The 20985-nt window shown below is 42.2% G+C and carries 21 protein-coding genes and 1 other RNA gene; 7 read left to right on the forward strand and 15 right to left on the reverse strand.

All coding sequences use genetic code 11. The features are described from left to right. Positions 1-62: 62 nt before the first annotated feature. Complete coding sequence (locus V5804_RS07695; RefSeq protein ID WP_369590801.1) at positions 63-260, forward strand: hypothetical protein; 198 nt, start codon at positions 63-65, stop codon at positions 258-260. Beyond that, on the forward strand, positions 253-819 hold the full coding sequence (locus V5804_RS07700; RefSeq protein WP_369590802.1) for a hypothetical protein: 567 nt from the start codon (positions 253-255) through the stop codon (positions 817-819). Before V5804_RS07695 ends, V5804_RS07700 begins: the two co-directional genes overlap by 8 nt. Before the next feature lie 99 nt (positions 820-918). On the opposite strand, the gene V5804_RS07705 is transcribed toward V5804_RS07700, so the two are convergent. From V5804_RS07705 to V5804_RS07735, 7 genes are all read right to left on the reverse strand, one after another. Then, on the reverse strand, positions 919-1956 hold the full coding sequence (locus tag V5804_RS07705; RefSeq protein WP_369590803.1) for an aldo/keto reductase: 1038 nt from the start codon (positions 1954-1956) through the stop codon (positions 919-921). 120 nt (positions 1957-2076) lie between these two features. Beyond that, positions 2077-2787 (reverse strand): DUF2278 family protein, encoded by a 711-nt coding sequence (locus V5804_RS07710; protein ID WP_369590804.1) that lies wholly within the window; start codon positions 2785-2787, stop codon positions 2077-2079. A 242-nt stretch (positions 2788-3029) separates the two neighbouring features. After that, entirely contained in the window at positions 3030-3314 is a 285-nt protein-coding gene (locus V5804_RS07715) for a hypothetical protein (protein WP_369590805.1), read from the reverse strand. A 509-nt stretch (positions 3315-3823) separates the two neighbouring features. After that, the gene (locus tag V5804_RS07720; protein WP_369590806.1) at positions 3824-5794 is read right to left on the reverse strand and encodes a glycoside hydrolase family 97 protein; all 1971 of its coding nucleotides are present in this window, start codon (positions 5792-5794) and stop codon (positions 3824-3826) included. Between the two features lie 148 nt (positions 5795-5942). Then, positions 5943-6311: a transfer-messenger RNA gene (gene ssrA / locus V5804_RS07725) on the reverse strand. A gap of 165 nt (positions 6312-6476) precedes the next feature. Further along, positions 6477-7676 (reverse strand): pyridoxal phosphate-dependent aminotransferase, encoded by a 1200-nt coding sequence (locus tag V5804_RS07730; protein WP_369590807.1) that lies wholly within the window; start codon positions 7674-7676, stop codon positions 6477-6479. Between the two features lie 224 nt (positions 7677-7900). After that, complete coding sequence (locus V5804_RS07735) at positions 7901-8299, reverse strand: DUF1573 domain-containing protein (RefSeq protein ID WP_369590808.1); 399 nt, start codon at positions 8297-8299, stop codon at positions 7901-7903. Positions 8300-8442: 143 nt separating this feature from the next. Between V5804_RS07735 and V5804_RS07740 the strand changes: the two genes are divergently transcribed. From V5804_RS07740 to V5804_RS07750, 3 genes are all read left to right on the forward strand, one after another. Further along, complete coding sequence (locus tag V5804_RS07740; RefSeq protein WP_369590809.1) at positions 8443-10878, forward strand: thiamine pyrophosphate-dependent enzyme; 2436 nt, start codon at positions 8443-8445, stop codon at positions 10876-10878. A gap of 72 nt (positions 10879-10950) precedes the next feature. Next, the gene (locus V5804_RS07745) at positions 10951-11427 is read left to right on the forward strand and encodes an antitoxin Xre/MbcA/ParS toxin-binding domain-containing protein (protein WP_369590810.1); all 477 of its coding nucleotides are present in this window, start codon (positions 10951-10953) and stop codon (positions 11425-11427) included. A 9-nt stretch (positions 11428-11436) separates the two neighbouring features. Next, complete coding sequence (locus V5804_RS07750; protein ID WP_369590811.1) at positions 11437-11901, forward strand: RES family NAD+ phosphorylase; 465 nt, start codon at positions 11437-11439, stop codon at positions 11899-11901. Between the two features lie 10 nt (positions 11902-11911). On the opposite strand, the gene V5804_RS07755 is transcribed toward V5804_RS07750, so the two are convergent. The 5 genes from V5804_RS07755 to V5804_RS07775 form a co-directional block, all read right to left on the reverse strand. Continuing rightward, positions 11912-12355 (reverse strand): hypothetical protein, encoded by a 444-nt coding sequence (locus tag V5804_RS07755; RefSeq protein ID WP_369590812.1) that lies wholly within the window; start codon positions 12353-12355, stop codon positions 11912-11914. A gap of 311 nt (positions 12356-12666) precedes the next feature. Next, entirely contained in the window at positions 12667-13758 is a 1092-nt protein-coding gene (gene aroC / locus V5804_RS07760) for a chorismate synthase (protein ID WP_369590813.1), read from the reverse strand. Between the two features lies 1 nt (position 13759). Further along, positions 13760-15082 (reverse strand): 3-phosphoshikimate 1-carboxyvinyltransferase, encoded by a 1323-nt coding sequence (aroA, locus tag V5804_RS07765; RefSeq protein WP_369590814.1) that lies wholly within the window; start codon positions 15080-15082, stop codon positions 13760-13762. Beyond that, positions 15083-16189 (reverse strand): chorismate mutase, encoded by a 1107-nt coding sequence (locus V5804_RS07770; RefSeq protein ID WP_369590815.1) that lies wholly within the window; start codon positions 16187-16189, stop codon positions 15083-15085. A gap of 55 nt (positions 16190-16244) precedes the next feature. After that, complete coding sequence (locus V5804_RS07775) at positions 16245-17075, reverse strand: prephenate dehydratase (RefSeq protein ID WP_369590816.1); 831 nt, start codon at positions 17073-17075, stop codon at positions 16245-16247. Positions 17076-17364: 289 nt separating this feature from the next. Here V5804_RS07775 and V5804_RS07780 point away from each other — a divergent pair, with 289 nt between their 5' ends. Then, positions 17365-17670: a hypothetical protein gene (locus tag V5804_RS07780; RefSeq protein ID WP_369590817.1), complete on the forward strand. Its 306-nt coding sequence runs from the start codon at positions 17365-17367 to the stop codon at positions 17668-17670. Here the strand turns inward: V5804_RS07780 and V5804_RS07785 are convergent. Next, positions 17667-18587, reverse strand: coding sequence for a hypothetical protein (locus tag V5804_RS07785; protein ID WP_369590818.1), 921 nt, complete (start codon positions 18585-18587; stop codon positions 17667-17669). The genes V5804_RS07780 and V5804_RS07785 overlap by 4 nt on opposite strands. Before the next feature lie 98 nt (positions 18588-18685). Between V5804_RS07785 and V5804_RS07790 the strand changes: the two genes are divergently transcribed. Further along, positions 18686-18976: a HigA family addiction module antitoxin gene (locus tag V5804_RS07790; protein WP_369590819.1), complete on the forward strand. Its 291-nt coding sequence runs from the start codon at positions 18686-18688 to the stop codon at positions 18974-18976. Between the two features lie 35 nt (positions 18977-19011). On the opposite strand, the gene V5804_RS07795 is transcribed toward V5804_RS07790, so the two are convergent. Together V5804_RS07795 and aroB are read right to left on the reverse strand one after the other, a co-directional pair. Continuing rightward, positions 19012-19926: a sterol desaturase family protein gene (locus tag V5804_RS07795; protein ID WP_369590820.1), complete on the reverse strand. Its 915-nt coding sequence runs from the start codon at positions 19924-19926 to the stop codon at positions 19012-19014. Continuing rightward, positions 19901-20983, reverse strand: coding sequence for a 3-dehydroquinate synthase (aroB, locus tag V5804_RS07800; RefSeq protein ID WP_369590821.1), 1083 nt, complete (start codon positions 20981-20983; stop codon positions 19901-19903). The genes V5804_RS07795 and aroB overlap by 26 nt, the downstream gene beginning before the upstream one ends. Between the last annotated feature and the right edge of the window lie 2 nt (positions 20984-20985).

Genomic DNA, 20985 nt, shown 5'->3' on the forward strand with positions numbered 1-20985 from the left:
TTATCAGGCAAAAAACCACAAGTCCTTTTTAAATAGTTAAATTTGTTGAAAAGGATAAAAGTATGCAAAGTCAAAAATTAACTTCTTTACAATTGGAGCTGTTAAAAGTGTATTCATTTGAACCGAAAGAAGAGGATTTATTAGCTATCAAAAAACTAATGGCACAATATTTTTCTGATAAATTGCAATGTAATATTCAAAAAAGCATAGACGAAAAAGGGATTACGGAAGAAGATTTAAAAAATTGGATTAATGAATAAGTTTTGCTTGATTTTATCAATAACTGCGGTATTTTCTTATAACATTGCAAAGGCGCAAAAAGCAAATTATAATCGCAATAAGCTAACTCTAAATGGCATTCCTTTTACTGTTAGCAAAAAAGCTATAATTAAAGTATTAGGTAAACCTTTACAACAATTTAAACCTCACTATGAATGCGGTTTTTTTTCGGATAATGAACAACGTGGAGAGGTTTATTATACCTTACAATATAAACTCCTTAATTGGATTGGAAATAATAAGCAGGGTTATACCATGGAAAACCTTTTTATTTCACCAAATTTAAATTATATTATAAAGTACAAAGGAAAAATACTTTCTTATCAAACCACCCAGAAAGAGTTTATGAAATTAAGCGGTATAGATACTTTCGATACTAATATCGGTGGGCAAAATCCTTCGGATCTTATTAAAGTTATAGGTAATCAAAATTTAAAAACTACAAGTTTGGATTTGCAAGAGAAAGGTGATGATGATAAGTACATTTTTTATTTTCTTAATGGAAAGCTTTGTAAAATCGAATATTGGTCTCCTTGTTGATGTATTTGAAGTAATTGTATTACCTCAAATTTTAAAATGTATAATAATTAATAAAAGACTTTCTACAAAACATGTATTTGTAGAAAGGCTTTTCTATTCCTAATAAAACTTCGGCAACGGGTTCAGTTTTAAATTTTGCTGTTGGTGCCAATAAGGATAAATGGTCGGCGTTTCGCTGGCTGCATCTAGTTTTTTAATTTGTTCGGTGGATAAATTCCAGCCCACCGCTTCCAGGTTTTGTTTCAGTTGTTCTTCGTTTCTGGCACCAATCACCAAGGTATCAACGGTTGGGCGTTGCAGCAGCCAGTTTAACGAAACTTGTGCCACGCTTTTTCCGGTTTCGGTAGCCACTTCGTCTAAAACATCAATAATTTTATAAAAAAGTTCTTCAGGAATGGCCGATTCCGGAACCGGGCTTCCGCCTTGTGCCACGCGGCTATCCGCAGGAATCGGATGGTTCCGCCGGTATTTTCCGCCCAAACGGCCAGCCGCCAAAGGGCTCCAGATAATGCCGCCCACTTTTTGGTCTAAACCCAAAGGCATCAGTTCCCATTCGTATTCGCGGTTCACCAACGAGTAATAAACCTGGTGTGCAATGTAGCGGTTCCAGCCGTAACGGTCAGAAACGGCCAGCGATTTCATCAAATGCCAGTCCGAAAAATTGGAACAGGCCAGGTAACGTACTTTTCCGCTTTGCACTAAATCGTCCAGCGTGCGCAGCGTTTCTTCCACCGGCGTAACGCCGTCGAAACCGTGCATGTGGTAAATATCAATGTAATCGGTGTTTAAACGCTTTAAACTGGCTTCGCAGGCTTTCATCAAATGAAAGCGCGATGATCCTTGTTCGTTCGGCCCGCTGCCCATCGGGAAAGTGGCTTTGGTAGAAATGATCACCTGGTCGCGTTTGCCTTCCAGCGTTTTTCCGAGGATTTCTTCGGCCAAACCATCCGAATAAATATCCGCCGTATCAAATAAATTAACGCCGGCATCCAAACAAAGGTTGACCATGCGCGAAGCTTCTTCTACCTGCGTGTTGCCCCAGGCTTTAAAAAACTCGTTGCTTCCGCCAAAAGTAGCGGTGCCAAAACTCAAAACCGGCACATGCAAACCCGATGCGCCCAATGGCCTGTATTCCATAATTGCTTTGTTAATGTTAAAATTATAAAGCTATTTTGGGCAGATATGTTTAACGGAATGCTGTTTTTATCGGGTAAAAGTTGGTGTTGGTTTTTATGCCGATCAAAGAAGTATCGAAACCTAAACCGGATTTCCCTTGCCATCCGTTTTAATATTTTGGTTTTGAAACCGAAAAAACATCGCCACCCATTGATTGGCAGTTTTAAAATAAATAAACAATGCGCCGTCCTGTTTGCTGCCGTTGTTGGCGGCTTGGCTGCCGCTGTCGCCCTGGTTCATGTGGATGTCGTGGACACCAACGGGCGGGTTTTGGGTAAAATAAGGGTTTAAATCCGGGATGCTGCCGGGGAGGTTATCGTTCCAGCCGGAGCCAAAGGCAAAAATTTCGGCATCCGGGTTGTTTTTTGCTTTTTGTACCCAGGGGTCAATGTCGCCGTTCAGGTTTTCGCCCGGCGAAGTATCGCTTTTCGGTTTCACCACCTGCATCAAATTGATGGGGAAAAGTGGCGGCGAAAAATGCAGATAATCCAAACAAATGGAAGCAGGCATAGCCGCTTTTGGCGTAAAACCAACTTTAGATTTTAAAATATCCGCCGTAACCGGATGCTGGTAGTTTTCATCTTTATAAAACATGACCATCCTGTTCGTGTCCAATTTGGTGCTGCCGTTTTGCGGATAAAGCAAAGTTTGCCCGGCAAATTTAGAGTAAACATCAACGGCAACGCGGTAAAGCTGGTCCGACTGTACCAAAATTTGGTAATGGTCGGTGCCGCTTTGGTAAGGCATTGCATCGGTAACTTTCCCTCTTAAAACCCCATAATTGATAGCCATGTTATTTTTATTTGATACTGTTTTTATCGGTATAATTTCGGCAGCCAACTTCTAAAATTAACATTCTAAAATTAAGTAAGTGTAAACTGTTTTAGGTGAAGCAAAGGCTTCACCTAAAACAGTTTCAAAACAACCAATGCTTCTTTTACCGAACAAAAATTGGTGTTGGTCATTTTTGCTATCAGCTATCAGCTATCAGCTATCAGCTATCAGCTATCAGCTATCAGCTATCAGCTATCAGCCTATTTTTCGCGCGATACAAACTTATGGAAAGTGCTGATCTCGCCGTCTTTCTTTTTATCCTGGTACAAAAAGTCCAGCTTGTTTTTCTCAAAGTTCTTGAAAAAATCGTCCCAGGTGATTTCTTCAAAACGGTCGTCGGCATCGCTGTGTTTCGGGAAGTGGATGCGGATTACGCCGTCATCTTCTTCTTTGCCGGTTGATTTTATTTTCGCCGGAACGCCTTCGCGCTCTTCGGTCCATTTTTGGATTTTTTTGTGGTCGTGGGTTTGTGCTGAAGTGCTCATAATTTTCAAGTTTTTTTGTTAGGGTAACAACGCCACTGTTTTAAGTGTTTTTATGGGGTGGATTTTTTGAGTTAAGGTTGAATGCTTCTTTTATGCCATTAAAATTGGTGGCTTAGGTTTGGCTAAAGCCAGTTTTGGCTCCTTTTATCCCCCCGGCCTTTAAGCCGGGGGGCAATAAATAGCTGCGTTAGGTTGTAGGGTTTTGTTATCAGCAGATAAAAAAATTTAAGAGCCTGTTTGAATTTCTGTCATAAAAATTTACAATGCTTCTTTTATGCCTATAAATTTGGTGTGACGGATGTTTTAAGGGCATAAAAACCACAAAAAGACAATGATTTTTATGTGGTAAAAGAAGCATGGCAAATCAATTTAACAAAATTTAAACAGGCCCTAAAACAAGGTGGTTATTCATTGCCGCGGCCTAAAGGCCGCGGGATAGGTAAACCTGGACTTGGCTTTAGCCAAAATCATCCGACAAAAATCATCCGACAAAAGCAGCAATCCAACATTTAAAAATCCTTGCGCAAATGCACCACCTGGCCGCCCCCGGCAGTTAAAGTTGTTTTCAGAACAGTTTGGCTGGTTACCTTTTGCACCACTTTTACCAAATGGTTGGGGTTGATATTGGCATCCGGCGCATCACTGTAAATCTCGGCGGTGTAATTTCCTTTTGGTAGAAACGATAAGGGCGTATTTAAACTTCGTGGCGTATTGCTGTTGATGGTGCCGAGATACCAATCGCTGCCTTTGCGCCGGGCAATCGTAATGTGTTCGCTTAGTTTTGCGCTTACGGCTTTGGTTTCGTCCCAGGTAACCGGTACTTCTTTCAAAAACTCAAATCCCGGCTGGCCGATGTAAGCGTCGGGATAATCGCAAACCATGCCCTGCTCGTTCTCCAAAACCACATACATGGCCAGCATATGGCAGCGTGTGCCTGGAACCATTGGCGCGGTGTAATGAATTTTAAAAGTGGAAGGATTTGATGCCCGAAACCCGCCCAAATGATAATCCGTTGAACCGGCAAGCCCGCGCGTAAACGGGATATTGATATCGGCATCTGGCGTAACGCTATTGTTCCATTTGTTGTTTTCGTAGTTCAAAGTTCCTTCGCGCGTAAACTCATTTGGGTAAGTGCGGTTTAAGCCGGTTGGTTTGTAAGCGCCATGAAACTGGATGTGTAAATGGTGCTGCGCCGCTTTTTGCGAAATTTCTTCCTGCATGTTTACCATTTCCTGGTCGTCGCGGTCCATAAAATCGCACATCAAACCTTTGATGCCCCATTTTTCGTACTGCGCAAAAGTTGCTTCCAATTTGGGGTACAGAGCAGCAAAATGCACCCAGACCCGGATGCCAACGCCCACCTTTTTTGCCGAATCGCACAGTTGCTGCATATCCAAACCGGGGACAGCTTTAGCAGGATCGGCGTGAGGGCCGGGCATAAAGTTGGCGCCATCGTTTACGTACCATTCGTGCAAACCATACTCAACCACGGTATGGTAAGCAATGCTGTTTTTAGCACAGAAATTTACGTAATACATATTGGTTTCGTAGTTGTTGCCGGGCGCGAAAGAAGTATCAGGCGTAACATTGCCGTTCCACCAGGGAAAAGTAGTTTTGCCGGGCTTGATCCAGGAAACATCTTTGATCTGGCTGGGATCGCTTAGATTCGTTAGCAGGTTCGATTCGATCAAAGTGCCCATCCGGTCGCCAATCATCATCACCCGCCAGGGGCTTTGGTGCGGTAGTTTTGCCTTTACTTTGATGGCTGTTTGCTTGGGCAAAGGCGAAATACTGCTTTGCAAAACGCCCTGATGTTTGCGCAAATACATGCCGCCGTAATCGCGCAGGTTGGCTTCGGTTATCGCCATAAAAACACCTTTCGGGAAGGAAAACAACGTTGGCAAATCCATCAGTGTGTCAGCCTTAATTTCGCTTAGATGCAGTTTGTTGTAAATCCCTTCGTGCGAGGTGGTGTAATTTTCGCGAAAAAGCGTCAGCACAAGCGGGTTTTGACTGAGGTTGAACGTGTTGGCTTCCTCCGTAATGTTCACGCTTTTCCATTGCTGCTGCTGCGGAATGCGGTAACGAAAAGCAGTGCCATCATTAAATACTTTCAATTCGACTTCAAGCCGTCGTTTTAAACCGCTTTTTTCTGAAACCGAAATCAGCAATTGGTTGCACGCGCTGTGCACGTTGCTGTTTTTACCCACAATTAATTGGTAATTTTCTTCGAGATGTTGGGAGTGGTGCTTCTCCAATTTCAGGTTGTTTGCAAACGCGCCACCTTTTTCAAAACTGATATTTAAACGGGAATTATCAAGCAAAACATTGCCTTTATAACTAACGCGATAAACTAACCCATTTTGATCTGTACTCAACCAAAAACGGATATTTTTATCAGGCGAAGTAACCGTTAAACCACGCTGGGCAAAAACATTTATGGAGGTTGATACAAACAGAAAAATAAACAGGTATTTCATATCTGGCTTTGATCGGTTTAAAGGCTTTTCACTATTTTATGGTGCTAAAAGAAGCATGGCAATTTAAAGGAATAAAGCTTTGAAAAATAAAAAAAACCTGGATAACTAAAAAACCACTTGCTTAAACAAACAAGTGGTTTTTTAAATTTTGTGGACCCGGAGAGATTCGAACTCTCGTCCAAACATGGTATAAGGTAAGCCTTCTACATGCTTAGCTGCTGTTTGATTGTCGGGAAGGGGAAGGTCAGCCGCGTACCTGTACCATCTTCCGTAGGTGCTTTATCTCGTTTGCTGATCACACCAGCAGCAAACCAGTTTCTTATTTCGACGTTCCTGGTGATGATCCTAAGAAACCGCAGACGACCGGAACGAAAGCTATGCTAACTCTAAGTTAGGCAGCTAAGGCGTAGTTATTTTCGCCATTTGAAAGTTTGAGTGTTCAGATTAAAGCGCTAATTCACCCAACGCGCTGCATGCTTACTTACTTATCTCCATCCTGTCAATTCCGGTCGGGCCCTTTTAAGGGTGAAAGGTAAATTGTAGAAGGGTTTTAAGTGGATGCAAAAATACTGTTTTTAGCGATATAAAAAAAGAAAAAATTTTTTTAGTTAATGGGTTATGGTTGATAGTTCATGGAAACTCGCAACAGCTATGAACCATCAACTATCACCCATCAACCTCTTCACAAAACCCTTCCCGGATAAACTTTTAAAGCTTCTTCCAAACAAACCATGGCTTTTTCCAAATCTATTGTATTTAAAACATAAGCCAAACGCACTTCGTTTAAACCGCCGCTGGGCGTACTATAAAAACCAGTTGCGGGCGCCATCATCACCGTTTGGTTTTCGTAACTGAAAGTTTCCAGCATCCATTGGCAAAAAGTATCGGCATTGTCAATCGGAAAACGGGCAACAACATAAAAAGCGCCGCCCGGGTTCGGACAAAAAACGCCCGGAATTTTATTCAAAGCCTGCACCAAAATATCGCGGCGTTTGGTGTATTCGTTTTTTACGTTGATAAAATAAGCATCGGGCGTATCCACTGCGGCTGCGCCGGCAATTTGCTCCACCATGCCCGGACTTAACCGCGCTTGCGCAAACTTTAAAGCGGCCGCCATCAAAGCTTTGTTTTTGGTGATGATGCAGCCCAAACGCGCGCCGCAGGCACTGTACCGTTTAGAAACCGTGTCCAAAACAATGACGTGTTCCTCCAAACCTTTTAAATGCATTGGCGAAATAAATTCACGTCCATCGTAACAAAACTCGCGGTAAGCTTCGTCCGAAAACAAATACAGATCATACTTCAAAGCCAGTTGCTTCAACGCTTCCATTTCTTCCTTCGAGTACAAATAACCGGTCGGGTTATTCGGGTTGCAGATCATGATCGCTTTCGTTTTCTCCGTGATCAGTAACTCAAATTCATTGATCGGCGGCAGCGCAAAACCATTTTCAATATAAGATAAAATCGGCTTCACCACCACGCCGCACTGATGCGCAAAACCATTGTAGTTGGCATAAAAAGGTTCCGGGATGATCACTTCATCACCGACATCCAAACAAGCCATCATCGAAATCGTAATTGCTTCGGAACCGCCGGTCGTAACCAAAATATTATCTGGCGAAATATTATAACCCAGTTTATTGTAATATTCGGTCAGCTTGCTGCGATAGGCCAGCGTTCCTTCCGAGGCCGTGTAAGCCCAAACTTTAAAATCGATATTTTTAACAGCATTTAGCATGATTTCCGGCGTTTCAATATCCGGCTGGCCGATGTTTAAATGATACACTTTTTTGCCTTCCAGCTTGGCTTTATCAGCAAAAGGCGTTAATTTTCTGATGGGGGAAGCCGGCATTTGCTGGCCTTTTATTGATATTTTCGGCATAAAGCAAAAGTAGGAAAAAGCCGTGAGTGAGGAGTTGTGAGTTGCAAGTTTCGGTTTGCCAGTTCTAAATTCAAAACCTTGCAAATCGCTAATACCTGACTGCTGATACCTCATAGCTGATAGCTCAACCCCAATGCTTCTTTTATGCCATAAAAATTGTTGCACAAAAAAACTTCGCCCTGTTTTGCAAGACGAAGTTTTAGTTGGTAAAAACAGTATCGAAACTATTTTGTCGCTGCGGAAGCTTTTACAACTTCGCCCACAATCACCAGATATTTTGTTGGCGTTTTTGCGTTGGATGTTACCACAATGGTTTTATTAAACGGTGCTTCTACAGCGGCATTGTACGTAATTTTGATGCTTCCTTTTTCGCCTTTTTTAACCGGCGTTTTGGTATAATCGGCAATGGTGCAGCCGCAGGTTGGTTTCACTTCCGTCAAAATCAAAGGTTCTGCGCCAATGTTGGTGTACACAAAATCGGTGGTTACAGGTTTTCCCTGCGGTACTTTGCCAAAATCGTGTTTTTCTTCTGTAAATTTAAATTCGGCTTTGTTGTCGGTTTGTGCCGATGCAGTGATTGTGAACCCTACAACCATTGCGCAAATCATCATTAATTTTTTCATAGCTTCTTTATCAGACTGTTAAAACAAATATAAGTCAAATTTAATCAATTAAAATATTGATACGTTAAATTCATCCGGTGGTTGTCCTTTTCTCAAAAAAATAGTCTGATTAAATACTATTTTTGCTGGTATAGAAACCTAAAATGCAGGAATTAGAAGTAACAAGCGCCTTTGATCAACTGGAAAAATCTGAACTGAGTTTTGACGACTTTAAGCAGATCGTGATCCGTGATTACCGCATTGCCGTGGAAAGCAGGCAGGCCAGCATTTTGGGCCGAAAAGAAGCATTGACCGGGCGCGCCAAGTTTGGCATTTTTGGCGATGGAAAAGAAGTAGCGCAACTGGCCATGGCCAAAGCGTTTAGAAAAGGCGATTGGCGCGCGGGTTATTACCGCGACCAGACTTTTGCTTTTGCAACCGGAATTTCTAACATCACCGAGTTTTTTGCGCAGTTGTACGCCATTCCGGATGTAAAGCAGGAACCATCTTCGGCAGGAAGGCAAATGAACAGCCATTTTGCCACACGCTCCATGAATGAAGACGGAACCTGGAAAAACTTGGTGGAAATGAAGAATTCTTCTGCCGATATTTCTACCACCGGCGGCCAAATGGCGCGGTTGATCGGTTTGGCCTGGGCATCCAAATTGTACCGCGAAAACAAAGACCTGGCCGCCATGGATTCCTTTTCCATCAACGGAAACGAAGTTGCTTTTGGCACCATCGGCAATGGTTCTACTTCCGAAGGTATTTTTTTTGAAGTAATCAACGCGGCAGGCGTAATGCAGGTGCCGATGACGGTTTCTGTTTGGGACGATGGTTACGCCATTTCTGTTCCCTCAAAATACCAGACGACCAAAGAAGACATTTCCGAAATTTTAAAAGGTTTTCAGCGTGATGAAAACGGCGAAGGTTTTGAAATATTTAAAGTGCCGGGCTGGGACTATCCGGGTTTGTGCGAAACCTACGAAAAAGCGGCCAATATTTGCCGTACGCAGCACGTTCCGGTATTGATCCACGTAACCGAACTGACACAGCCGTTGGGCCATTCAACTTCCGGTTCGCACGAACGCTACAAAACCAAAGAGCGTTTGGCCTGGGAAAAAGAACACGATTGTTTGGCCAAAATGCGTTCCTGGATTTTGGATTCGGCCATTGCAAATGCAGCAGAATTGGACGAGTTGGAAGATGCGGCTAAAAAATACGTGCGCGAATGCCAGCGTGCGGCGTTAAACAGTTTGCAGCAGGAAATTGAAGTGGAACGCAACCAAACCGCCAATGTGATCCGCGAACTGGTTCCGGTTTCTGCCGCAGGCGAAAAAATAGAAGGCTTGGTCAAACACATCAACACAACCACCGATTTAGGCCGAAAAGATGTCGTTTCAGCTTTGCGAAAAGCCTTGATGTTAACTGCTGGAGAAAGCAGCGTCGAACGTACAAAATTGATGGAGTTGTACCATCAGGAAATGGAACAAAACGTTTTCCGTTACGATTCGCACCAGTTCAGCAATACAACAGAATCACCGTTAAAAGTTCCCGTCCAGCTTCCCGTTTACGAAGAAAACGCAAAAATGATTGACGGCCGGGAAATCCTGAATGCTTGTTTTACCGCTAATTTTTCCCGCGACCCGCGCATTATTGCTTTTGGCGAAGATGTTGGCGCCATAGGCGATGTAAACCAGGGCTTTGCCGGTTTGCAGGAAAAATTCGGCCCGCTGCGCGTAACAGATACAGGAATCCGCGAAAGTACGATCGTTGGTCAGGGCATTGGTTTGGCTTTGCGTGGTTTAAGGCCGATTGCCGAAATCCAATATTTAGATTACCTGCCTTATGCCTTGAACGTGCTAATAGACGACTTAACAACCATGAGTTACCGTACTTTTGGCGGACAAATTGCGCCAGTGATTGTGCGTACCCGCGGCCACCGTTTGGAAGGGATTTGGCATTCCGGTTCGCCGATGGGTATGATCGTGAATGCGCTTCGCGGGATGCACATTTGTGTCCCTCGGAACATGACCCAAGCCGCAGGAATGTACAATACGTTGCTTCGCGGAAACGAACCGGCTTTGGTGATCGAATGCCTGAACGGTTACCGTTTGAAAGAGAAATTGCCGACCAACGTTGGCGATTTTACCGTTCCTTTAGGCAAAGCAGAAATCATCAAAGCAGGAACAGATTTAACCGTTGTTACATATGGTTCAACCTTAAACTTGGTTTATCAGGCAGCAACCGAACTCGAAAAAATGGGCATTTCGGTAGAAATTGTAGATCCGCAAACGCTTTATCCTTTTGATTTGGACCAGCTTTGTGCTGCTTCCGTTAAAAAAACCAATAAACTGCTGGTGGTGGATGAAGACGTGCCAAGCGGTGCTTCAGCCTACATCTTGCAGCAAATCGTTGAAAAACAAAAAGCTTATTATTTTTTAGACAACCAGCCCAAAACTTTGACGGCCAAAGACCATCGTCCGCCTTACGGTTCGGATGGCGATTATTTTAGCAAACCTTCGGTAGATGATATCATCGAAACGGTTTACGAGATGATGGGCGAAAGCAAACCTGCACAGTTTCCAAAGATTTATTGATGCTGTTTTTATCGACATAAAAACAGCATCGAAAATTTTTTCGTTTTAAAAAGAAAATATTTACTTTTGAAAATGAAAGCAAGCAAGGAATATCAAGCGGTAGAAAACACGCCTTCGATCTTATCCGAACGAACGCAGGAAGCTTTAACGTTAATCAAACCTTACGAAAAGCTTTTCACTTCGCCCAAGGCAAAACACGATGCCATCAAAAAAGGCTTGGAACCGAAAGCCATACAGGATTTGATTGAAATTGCAGGCGTTACGCAAACGGATGCCGCGCATATTCTAGATTTAACCGAACCAACTTTAAGAAAATACATCAAAACCGGCAAAGAACTGAACACCGGTTTAAGCGAACATTTGCTCCAACTTTTTGAATTGTTTGACAAAGGCATGGACACGTTCGGTTCGTTGGAAGAATTTAAAAACTGGTTGCCACACCACAATATCGGTATCAATGCCGTCCCGATGGAGTTGCTGGATACGCTGACCGGCATCAATATGGTTAAAAGCGAACTGATTCGCATTGATTATGGCGTAACTGCTTAACGCTTTTCGATGTTTGTTTACCGGATCAGCCAGACCAAATACGCTAACAGTTTAACCGCTTCCGGCATTGATGGCCGCTGGAATCCGCTTCATCAAAAAATGATTTACACGGCCAGTTCTGTTGCTTTGGCTTGCTTGGAAAACCTGGCGCACAAAAGCGGCACTTCTTTGGCAGCCGGAAATTTCTCTTTGTCTGTTATTGATATTGCTGATTTAAAGATCGAGGAAGTAAGGAGCGGGGACTTAACAAGCGTTCATCCAAACTGGCAATCGGTAGAGCAATATCCTTTCACCCAAAAATTGGGAAACGATTGGTTAAAGGCCAATACGGCTGCTGTTTTAAAAGTTCCTTCTGCGATTATTGATTTGGAATATAATTATTTGATTAATCCAAACCATGCTTCTTTTATCAGTATAAAAATTGCATCGATTAAGCGGTTTAGATTTGATGCAAGGTTGAAAGGGAGTTTGTAGTTTTTACTACTTACCTTATAATTACGTCAATGCTGCTAAAAGAAATACCTAAAAAACCCTTCCATGGCTCTATTATATAGTTCATTGTTTCAATAGAATCTAAATTTCCAACTTTCATTATATCTTTAAGGTTATCGTAAGGTACATCTGAATGAATGGATAAGCGATGTATTCTGCGGGTATGAGGATCAAAATCTATTAGTAAATGTTGCCCGTTTTTGTGGTAATGATTCGTATAACCATCTACACTATGACGAGAAGGATCAGGAGAAGTATCGTCAGATTTACCTAAAACTTTACGTACCTGATCAATATTCTTTCCAATTAACGAAGGAACATCAAATGTAACTTGAGGTGGTTTTGGTTCTTTAAAATCACAACTTGTACAAATCAAAAGTAAAATGTACAAGATATACATAACTGGTTTTAAGCTGTTAAATTCAATATTCATCATATTTCTTTTTGTTGGACTTGTAATTCCATTCTTTATACGGAGAATATCAACTATTGAATTTACAATTGAATAAAAAATTAGATGCTTCTTTTAGCACACTAATTTTTACCTGATAAAAGAAGCATTAACTCTTAAAATAAAAAAAACGCTTTAAAGCTGATAATGTGGTACGTCTTAAATAGAAATTTATTTGCGTATTCGCACGAAATGGACACAGCTTTAAAGCGTATAACAAAGATTCTAATTTGTAAAATGTAAACCAAATGCTTCTTTTAACACACCAATTTTTACCCGATAAAAGAAGCATCAACCTACAACTTCGCACTCAAATTCCGTAACCATAAATCCGCCAAAACCAACGCAGCCATCGCTTCCACAATCGGCACGGCGCGCGGCACTACGCAAGGATCGTGGCGGCCTTTGCCTTTTATTTCGGCCGGGTTTCCGGCGGCATCAATCGTTTCCTGGTTTTGCATAATGGTGGCCACAGGTTTAAAAGCCACCTTAAAAGTAATCGGCATCCCGTTGCTGATGCCGCCCTGGATGCCACCAGAATTATTGGTCAAAGTCTGCACGTTTCCGGCTTCATCTTTTCTGAAAATATCGTTATGTTCCGATCCCAGCATTTCACTTCCGGCAAAACCGGAACCATATTCAAAACCATGAACGGCATTGATGGAAAGCACGGCTTTGCCCAAATCAGCATGGAGTTTATCAAAAACAGGTTCGCCTAAACCAACCGGGCAATTCAGAATCGTACAACTGATTTTCCCGCCAACGGTATCGCCTTTTTTGCGGACGTCATCAATATGATCAATCATTTGCGCGGCCGTTTCCGGGTCGGCACAACGAACGATGTTTTCTTCTCGGACGCGCAAAAAGTCTTGCGCGTTTTCGATTTTTACTTCCGGTGCGTTCATTTTTCCAACGCTGGTTACCGAAGCTAAAATTTCAATTCCTTGTGTTTGCAGCAGCAGTTTTGCTACGGCTCCGGCTGCTACACGCGCGGCAGTTTCGCGGGCAGAAGAACGGCCGCCGCCACGATGATCACGCAAGCCATACTTCGTTTGATAGGTAAAATCTGCGTGCGAAGGCCGGAAAGTATCGGTGTTATGCGCATAATCTTTCGAGCGTTGATCTTCATTCGGGATTAGCATCGCAATTGGTGTTCCGGTTGATCTGCCTTCAAAAACACCGGAAAGAATTTGCACCGTATCGCTTTCTTTGCGCTGCGTGGTGATTTTGGATTGTCCGGGTTTGCGCTTGTCTAATTCCGACTGGATAAACTCCAAATCAATCGCCAAACCAGCCGGACAACCATCAATGATAACGCCGATGGCCACGCCATGCGATTCGCCAAAAGTGGTGATGCGGAATGCTTGTCCGAAAGTATTGCCTGCCATTTTATATTTTTTTGTGTAGGGGCGATTCAAGAATCGCCCCTACGCTAAATCCAGCCGTTTCCAAATCATCCCAAAAACCCGGATACGATTTTTCAACAACTTTAAAATCTTCAATCTCAACTTCCGGTACGATCAAAGCCAGTGGTGCAAAAGCCATAGCCATGCGGTGGTCTTCGTAAGTATGGATGAAAAGTTTTTCGGGAATGCTTCTTTTAGCACAGTTTAATTTGTAAACCTGGCCTTTTTCAATCAGCTCGACACCGATTTTAGCCAATTCGTTTTGCAGTGCTTTTACGCGGTCGGTTTCTTTGATCTTTAACGTTTCCAGGCCGGTAAAAGAAGCATCGTGGCCCAAAGCTGCACAAACCACGATAACCGTTTGCGCCAGATCCGGACAGGTTTTAAAATCAAAAATTTTACGGACTACGGTTTTTGGTTCTTTCTTCAGCCAAACGCCACTGTTTTTAAACTGCGACGTGATGCCAAAATTTGCCATAATTTCTGTGATCACACTATCGCCTTGTAAGCTGTAGGCCGTTAAACCCGGGAGGACAATCTCTGCCTGATCACACAAAGCCGCAATGGCGTACCAGTAAGAAGCCGCGCTCCAATCCGGTTCCACATAAATTGTTGCAGGTTGAAAAGGTTGGTTTTGAATGGAGATAACACTACCGTTCCATTGATGTTGAATGCCGCATTGCTGCAACATCGAAAGCGTCATTTCCACATAAGGTTTCGACGTTAATTCTCCTTCAATATGTAAGTTTAAACCTAACGGCAATTGTGAAGCAATCAACAACAAAGCGGTAATGTATTGGCTGCTGATATCGCCTTTGATTGAAATTTCTGCCGTTTGCTGTTCAAACCCGCAGGTTATTTTGATGGGCGGGAAACCTTCTTTTTCTTCGTAAGCAATCTCCGCGCCTAACGTTCGCAATGCATCAACCAGAATACCGATTGGGCGTTGTTTCATGCGTTCCGTTCCCGTCAAAACCACCTGATGCTGTTTTTGCAAGGTAAAAAATGCCGTTAAAAAACGCATGGCTGTACCTGCGGGGCCGATATTGATTTCGGGTGCGACGAGCGAGGTGCGAGGTGCGAGGACTTGTCCTGTTTCCCGCTCTCCGCTCTCTGGTCTCCGCTCCAAAACTCCCGCCAGCGTAACCGTATCTGCTGCTTCCGATAAATTTTCGACCTTAACCTTTCCTTTGCTTAATGCGGCAATCACCAAAGCGCGGTTGCATTCGCTTTTAGAACCCGTCAGTTTGATCGTGGTGTTAACCGTTCGGTCGGGCTTGCTTAAAATCAAATTTCCAGCTTCCATTTAAGCTTCGGCAACCGTGGTGTGGTTCATAATTTCGGTTTGCTTGCGGATGGATTCGTGGTGCATCAGTTCCAGCAATTTCTCGGTAAAATCGGTGCTTAGTTTTAAAGCTTTGGCGTAAGAAGTGCGTTTGTGCAAAATCTCGTCCCAACGGTTTACCTGCAAAATGGTAACGTTGTTGTCTCTTTTGTATGCGCCAATTTTTTCGACAACCTGCATCCTTTCGGCCATTTTAGAAATGATTTGATCGTCAATCTTATCAATCTGGGCACGCAATTCGGCCATTTTATCTTTTACGGCCGCATCTTTTACTTCCGGTTTGCGTTGTGTTAAATGATCCATCAAATCACTTAAAGCAGATGGCGTTAACTGCTGTTTGGCATCCGTCCAGGCAACAGAAGGATCTAAGTGCGATTCAATCATCAAACCCTGCATATCCATATCCAACGCTTTTTGCGCGATGTAAGGGATCAGTTCGCGGTTGCCGCAAATATGGCTCGGGTCGTTAATCATTGGTAATTCCGGCGCTAAGGTTTTCAGGCTAATGGCCAAATCCCAGTGCGGTTCGTTGCGGAAAGCGGTTTTTTCAAAAGAAGAAAACCCGCGATGAATAGCAGCCAGTTTGGTAATTCCGGCTGCATTAATCCGTTCCAAAGCGCCGATCCACAAAGACAAATCAGGGTTTACCGGATTTTTAACCATCACCGGCACGTCAACGCCTTTTAAAGCATCCGCAATTTCCTGCACGGTAAACGGGTTAACGGTAGAACGCGCACCGATCCATAAAATATCAACGCCCGCAGCCAAAGCTTCTTCCACGTGTTTGGCGTTGGCCACTTCCACCGCCGTTGGCAAACCGGTTTCTGCTTTGGCGCGTTTCAGCCATTCCAAACCAATGCTTCCGATACCTTCAAACTCGCCGGGGCGTGTCCGTGGTTTCCAGATGCCGGCGCGCAAAACGCTTGCTTTTCCGGTTTTGGCAATTAAATGTGCCGTTGCAACCAGTTGTTCTTCGGTTTCGGCACTGCACGGGCCGGCAATGAGTAAAGGCTCGTGGCCGATTTTCATCCACGAACTAAGCGGTTGTATTTTAAGATCGAGTTTCATAATGATGGAGATTTGAGATGGAGTTTGATGAAATTTATGTGCTAAAAGAAGTATGTCAGATTTTGTCGTTTTTGCGGTACTCACCCAAAATGTTAAAGTTGTGCGCATGTTTCAGCACTTTTTTAATGGCCGAATCGTATTGCGAGGCCTGCTGCCATTCTACATCGGCGTAAAAATTATACTCGTTTGGTTTGCCCAAAACCGGCATTGATTGTATTTTGCTGAGGTTCACTTCGTGCTCGGCAAAAATATTCAGCACTTTGGCCAGCGACCCAACTTCATTCCCGGCCTGAAAACACAAAGAAGCTTTGTTGGGATTGGCAACCGCGCCGTTTTGTTTATCGGCCAGGATTAAAAAACGGGTAAAATTTTTTTTGTTGGATTCGATGCGTTTTTCGAGCGCGTTCAACTCGTATAATTCAGCCGCCATGGTGTTGGCGATGGCAACGGTGTCCAACAGTTTTTCATCGCGGACACGTTTGGCGCAAGCGGCCGTATCGGTACTTTCGATCACTTTAATCTGCGGATATTCTTCCATAAAGTCCACACATTGGCGCAATGCAATCGGGTGCGAAATGGCATATTTTACATCTTCAAACTTAACGCCCGGATAAGCCAGCAAATGTAATTGGATGCGCAATGAAACCTCGCCAACCACCGGGAAATTGTAGTTCATCATCAGCGAATAGTTGGGCAGCAAACTGCCGGCAATGCTGTTTTCGATGGCCATCACCACGTAATCGGCTTCTTTGCGGTTCAGAGCCTCAAATGTTTGCTTAAACGAAGTACATTCTACCAGTTCAATGTTTTCGCCAAAAAACTTAACGGCCGCTTCCTGGTGGAAAGAAGCTTTGATCCCTTGTATGGCAACGCGTGGTTTGTTCATGCTGTTTTTACAATGCAAAAAGTCCCGGCTTTTTGGCCGGGACTTTTTGATATTTTGTTTCTTTATGAAGATTTACATATCAAACCCGGCCTTTACCGCTAAAGTAAAAGTAAAAAAAGCCGAAAAAGAATGTGTTGTTAAAAGTCATTGTTGTATTGCGTTTTCAAATGTACACGGAAAAAGGAGAATGTCAAGAATTTTTTCAATTATTTTCTAATTCAGGAGAATGATAAACAAGATATACCAGCGAATTATTGTATATTTAGTAATAAAATTACGTCAGTTCAATATGCATAACCCAGATACAACAGACACAAAATACAAAGCTTTACTTGTTGAAGCTATAAACAAGCTTGAAGATCTTAATAGCAGTATTTATAATTTGATTTTGAATTTGGCCATGCAAGGCGAGTTAAAAGAAGTTAATGATCTATTTAAAAACGGTGAAATTGTAAATTTTAAATTTGATGATTTTAAAAACTTATCAGATCAGAATGTGCAACATTTGATTGAAATAATGACTTTTATTGATGAGAAATATCAGACTTTAAAAAACATCAATGCAATTAGTGATGATGACCTTTTGCCTTTTTAATTTTCTATCGTTCTAACAAGAATGTCGTTATATGATTTCTTGATTAGCAATTTTATATCATTATTAAAGTCTTCGTCTTTTTTAAGTTCTACAAAATATTGATTAGGATAGCGTTCATAATGAGATTTGACATTAGGGAAATTTGGAAAAGCACCTAAATATGTAAAATAAATTTTTAGTGAAGATTGACTAAAAGTGCAATAAGCAAAAACTTTTACTCTTTTACCATTTGGATTATTAAGAGAAAAATCTCGACTGGTATATTTAATATCCTTATCATTTAAATCTAGCTCATACTTAAAATAATCATGTACATACTTTGCAATAAATAGTATTTTATCAGGTATCCCATTACCTCTTTGTTGTTTTTCATATTCATCCCAAGAAGAAAAACGAACCCTATTGAAAGACGATGCTTTTTTAGCGAAAGTTTCTACATCGTCAATAATTGTATCACCTGCTAAAAATTTAGCTTTAAGATCAGAATCAATATCGCTGCCGATCAGAATTCCGATCATTTTTTTACTTAAATATTTTTCACCAACATTATTTACTCTAAAAATTTCTTTTTTATTTTCAAAAATATTTAATGACCTCAAATAATCATGCAATTGGGATAAATGTTCTTCTCCAAGCTTACCTTTTTTCAATTCAACAACTGCTAAAAACTCTTCATCAGGTTTGTCTCCTTTAATATAGATAAGCATATCTAACCTGCCATCACTATTAGAGTCATTTCTTGCTCCTTTAATGTGTATTTGAGTTTGAATAACCTCGACTTTTGAATTAATATCACTAATACTTAAAATATCAGGATTTTCTATTAGAAAAGCTTCCATGTGCAACTCTGTTAAAAACATTTTTGGTTCTAAGTCAATTTGAGTTGCATAAGCTTGTTTAAATAATTTTATACTCATAAATGGTTTTAATTTCTTCCAATATACTGAAAATCTTATTTAAATTTAACTAATAATTATATTGAAGAACTTAACAATCATTATTCATAGAAATTTTTATGGGAAACGTTTTTGACAAAGAAGGCAACGAGCTAAAAACGCCTACTGCTTTTCATCCGGGAGAGTTTTTATTGGAAGAGATAGAAGAACGGAAACTTAAAAAAGCCGATTTTGCACGTACGATAGGCTTGCTTCCTGGCCATTTAAGCGAATTGTTTAAAGGTAAACGTAATATCAATGCACGTTTAGCCATAAGGTTGGAAAAAGCGTTGGACGTAAGTGCAGAATATTGGTTGGGCCTGCAGTCAACTTATGATTTGGCATCAGCGCGTGAATTGGAAAGTGCCTGATTATTTGAACAGTTCTAATAATGCTTCTTTTATCGCTATAAATTTACTCCGCCTGCTTCAACCCCCGCATAATACTCCTTTTGCATCACCTTGGCAATTTGCGTGCTGCCATCGTGGCTCCAGCCTGGAGGCATCACCAAATATTTAATTTTAGATGTAAAAGTGGGTGCTTTTTTTACATCAATAATTAAAGCTTTCCATTCGTGAAAGATGATGTTTACCGCGCCCATATCTTCCGGTTGTGTGGTTAAACCGTATTTGATAGGTTCGGGCAAATTTTCCTGAAAAGTGCCAAACAGCCGATCCCAGATGATAAACATCATGCCCATGTTTTTATCCAAATAAGGTACGTTGGAAGCATGATGGATGCGGTGGTGTGCCGGCGTTACAAAAATCAAGCTGTACCATTTCGGGAAGTTAATTTCGACTTGCGTATGCACTAAATTACCGTAAAGCTGCGTGAGTAAATAAGCATACAAAATATCTATGGCCGAAAAACCCATTAGCGCGAGCGGCAAATAAAAGAAAACGCGATAAAAAGGTTCAAAAACGGTGGAGCGGAAACCGGTGGTCAGGTTAAAATGTTCGGAGGAATGGTGCGTTACGTGCATCGCCCAAAACAGGCGGCAATAATGGCCCACATAATGCAAAACCCAGTACAAAAAATCCTGCGTTGCCACCAGCACAAACCAGTACAAAAACACGTTTTTAATCTCGAAAAAGCGGAACTGGTAAAAGTAATTCAGCACAAAAAACGTAGCGCCTTTTACAATCAGGTTGATAAAAAACGTAAGCGTGGTTAAATAAATATTGGTCCAGGTATCGCGTTTTTCGTACAGTTTGCGGTCTTCGCGGTAGCTGAAATACATTTCAACCAGCGTTAAAACGATCAGCAGGGCAAATAAACCGGCGGCAGCTCCATTTTTAAGGTCTAAACCCAAGTTTGGCATGATAAGATTTCTGGTAAGCAAATAAACTTCTGCAAAGTTCCTCTTCGTTGCAGAAACAATCAATAGCGCATTGTCCAATCTGCGTCAATAATGAGCAGTTGATTTTCCCCGAATTGTTCTTTTTATCGCTTTTCATCAGTTCAATCAAAGCTGGAACGGATACTTCTTTTATCGTATATTTTTCATAAAACCGGCCCAAAGTTTCCATAATTTCGACCAGTTCGGCGGCAGTCAGTTCTGTTTTTTCGACCGATAAAAACGCTTCGCAAACCATGCCAATGGCAATGGCTTCGCCGTGTGTGAGCGGCATCGCATCGTGTTGTAAAGAATAACTTTCGATGGCATGGCCAACGGTATGGCCAAAATTCAGAATCTTGCGCAAGCCTTTTTCTTCCGGGTCTTGCTTCACCACTTCGTTTTTGATGGTGATGGAATGGTAAATTAACTCAGGGTCAATCGTTTCCGGCGATGCTTCTTTTAGCAGGTCAAAATAAGCGCGGTCGGAAATCAAGCCGTGTTTCAGCATTTCGGCAAAACCGGAAATGAGCTGGCGTTTCGGCAACGTGCGCAGGAAAAAAGTATCGATAAAAACAGCATTCGGTTGAGCAAACGTGCCAATGATGTTTTTAAGGTGGTCCATATCAATGCCGGTTTTGCCGCCCACAGAAGCATCCACTTGCGCAAGCAACGTGGTCGGGATCTGCACAAAATCAATCCCTCGTTTAAAAGTGGATGCCGCAAAACCGCCAATGTCCGTAATCACGCCGCCGCCAACATTGATGAGCAAGCTGTTGCGGTCGGCACCAAAATCAATCAGCATGCGCCAAATACCGATGCAAAAATCAATCGTTTTGTTGATTTCGCCGGAGGTAATCTCGATCAAATCATATTCCGAAATCTGCAACTGACTGATCAACAGCGGCAGGCAATGTTTTTCGGTTTGTTCGTCCACCAAAAAAAATACTTTGCTGTAGTTTCCCTGCTGGATAAACTGGTTCAACGCGGCAAAATCATCATTAAAAACAATTGGGTAGGAGATGCTTTGTATGGTTTCCATGT

Source organism: Mucilaginibacter sp., assembly GCF_041088075.1.
In the GTDB taxonomy this organism is placed as follows: domain Bacteria; phylum Bacteroidota; class Bacteroidia; order Sphingobacteriales; family Sphingobacteriaceae; genus Mucilaginibacter_A.

Excerpts from the sequence above, each read along its gene's own strand:
- V5804_RS07695 (WP_369590801.1), top strand. The coding sequence starts at position 63 with ATGCAAAGTCAAAAATTAACTTCTTTACAATTGGAGCTGTTAAAAGTG.
- V5804_RS07700 (WP_369590802.1), top strand. The coding sequence starts at position 253 with ATGAATAAGTTTTGCTTGATTTTATCAATAACTGCGGTATTTTCTTAT.
- V5804_RS07705 (WP_369590803.1), bottom strand. The coding sequence starts at position 1,956 with ATGGAATACAGGCCATTGGGCGCATCGGGTTTGCATGTGCCGGTTTTG.
- V5804_RS07710 (WP_369590804.1), bottom strand. The coding sequence starts at position 2,787 with ATGGCTATCAATTATGGGGTTTTAAGAGGGAAAGTTACCGATGCAATG.
- V5804_RS07715 (WP_369590805.1), bottom strand. The coding sequence starts at position 3,314 with ATGAGCACTTCAGCACAAACCCACGACCACAAAAAAATCCAAAAATGG.
- V5804_RS07720 (WP_369590806.1), bottom strand. The coding sequence starts at position 5,794 with ATGAAATACCTGTTTATTTTTCTGTTTGTATCAACCTCCATAAATGTT.
- V5804_RS07730 (WP_369590807.1), bottom strand. The coding sequence starts at position 7,676 with ATGCCGAAAATATCAATAAAAGGCCAGCAAATGCCGGCTTCCCCCATC.
- V5804_RS07735 (WP_369590808.1), bottom strand. The coding sequence starts at position 8,299 with ATGAAAAAATTAATGATGATTTGCGCAATGGTTGTAGGGTTCACAATC.
- V5804_RS07740 (WP_369590809.1), top strand. The coding sequence starts at position 8,443 with ATGCAGGAATTAGAAGTAACAAGCGCCTTTGATCAACTGGAAAAATCT.
- V5804_RS07745 (WP_369590810.1), top strand. The coding sequence starts at position 10,951 with ATGAAAGCAAGCAAGGAATATCAAGCGGTAGAAAACACGCCTTCGATC.
- V5804_RS07750 (WP_369590811.1), top strand. The coding sequence starts at position 11,437 with ATGTTTGTTTACCGGATCAGCCAGACCAAATACGCTAACAGTTTAACC.
- V5804_RS07755 (WP_369590812.1), bottom strand. The coding sequence starts at position 12,355 with ATGATGAATATTGAATTTAACAGCTTAAAACCAGTTATGTATATCTTG.
- aroC (WP_369590813.1), bottom strand. The coding sequence starts at position 13,758 with ATGGCAGGCAATACTTTCGGACAAGCATTCCGCATCACCACTTTTGGC.
- aroA (WP_369590814.1), bottom strand. The coding sequence starts at position 15,082 with ATGGAAGCTGGAAATTTGATTTTAAGCAAGCCCGACCGAACGGTTAAC.
- V5804_RS07770 (WP_369590815.1), bottom strand. The coding sequence starts at position 16,189 with ATGAAACTCGATCTTAAAATACAACCGCTTAGTTCGTGGATGAAAATC.
- V5804_RS07775 (WP_369590816.1), bottom strand. The coding sequence starts at position 17,075 with ATGAACAAACCACGCGTTGCCATACAAGGGATCAAAGCTTCTTTCCAC.
- V5804_RS07780 (WP_369590817.1), top strand. The coding sequence starts at position 17,365 with ATGCATAACCCAGATACAACAGACACAAAATACAAAGCTTTACTTGTT.
- V5804_RS07785 (WP_369590818.1), bottom strand. The coding sequence starts at position 18,587 with ATGAGTATAAAATTATTTAAACAAGCTTATGCAACTCAAATTGACTTA.
- V5804_RS07790 (WP_369590819.1), top strand. The coding sequence starts at position 18,686 with ATGGGAAACGTTTTTGACAAAGAAGGCAACGAGCTAAAAACGCCTACT.
- V5804_RS07795 (WP_369590820.1), bottom strand. The coding sequence starts at position 19,926 with ATGCCAAACTTGGGTTTAGACCTTAAAAATGGAGCTGCCGCCGGTTTA.
- aroB (WP_369590821.1), bottom strand. The coding sequence starts at position 20,983 with ATGGAAACCATACAAAGCATCTCCTACCCAATTGTTTTTAATGATGAT.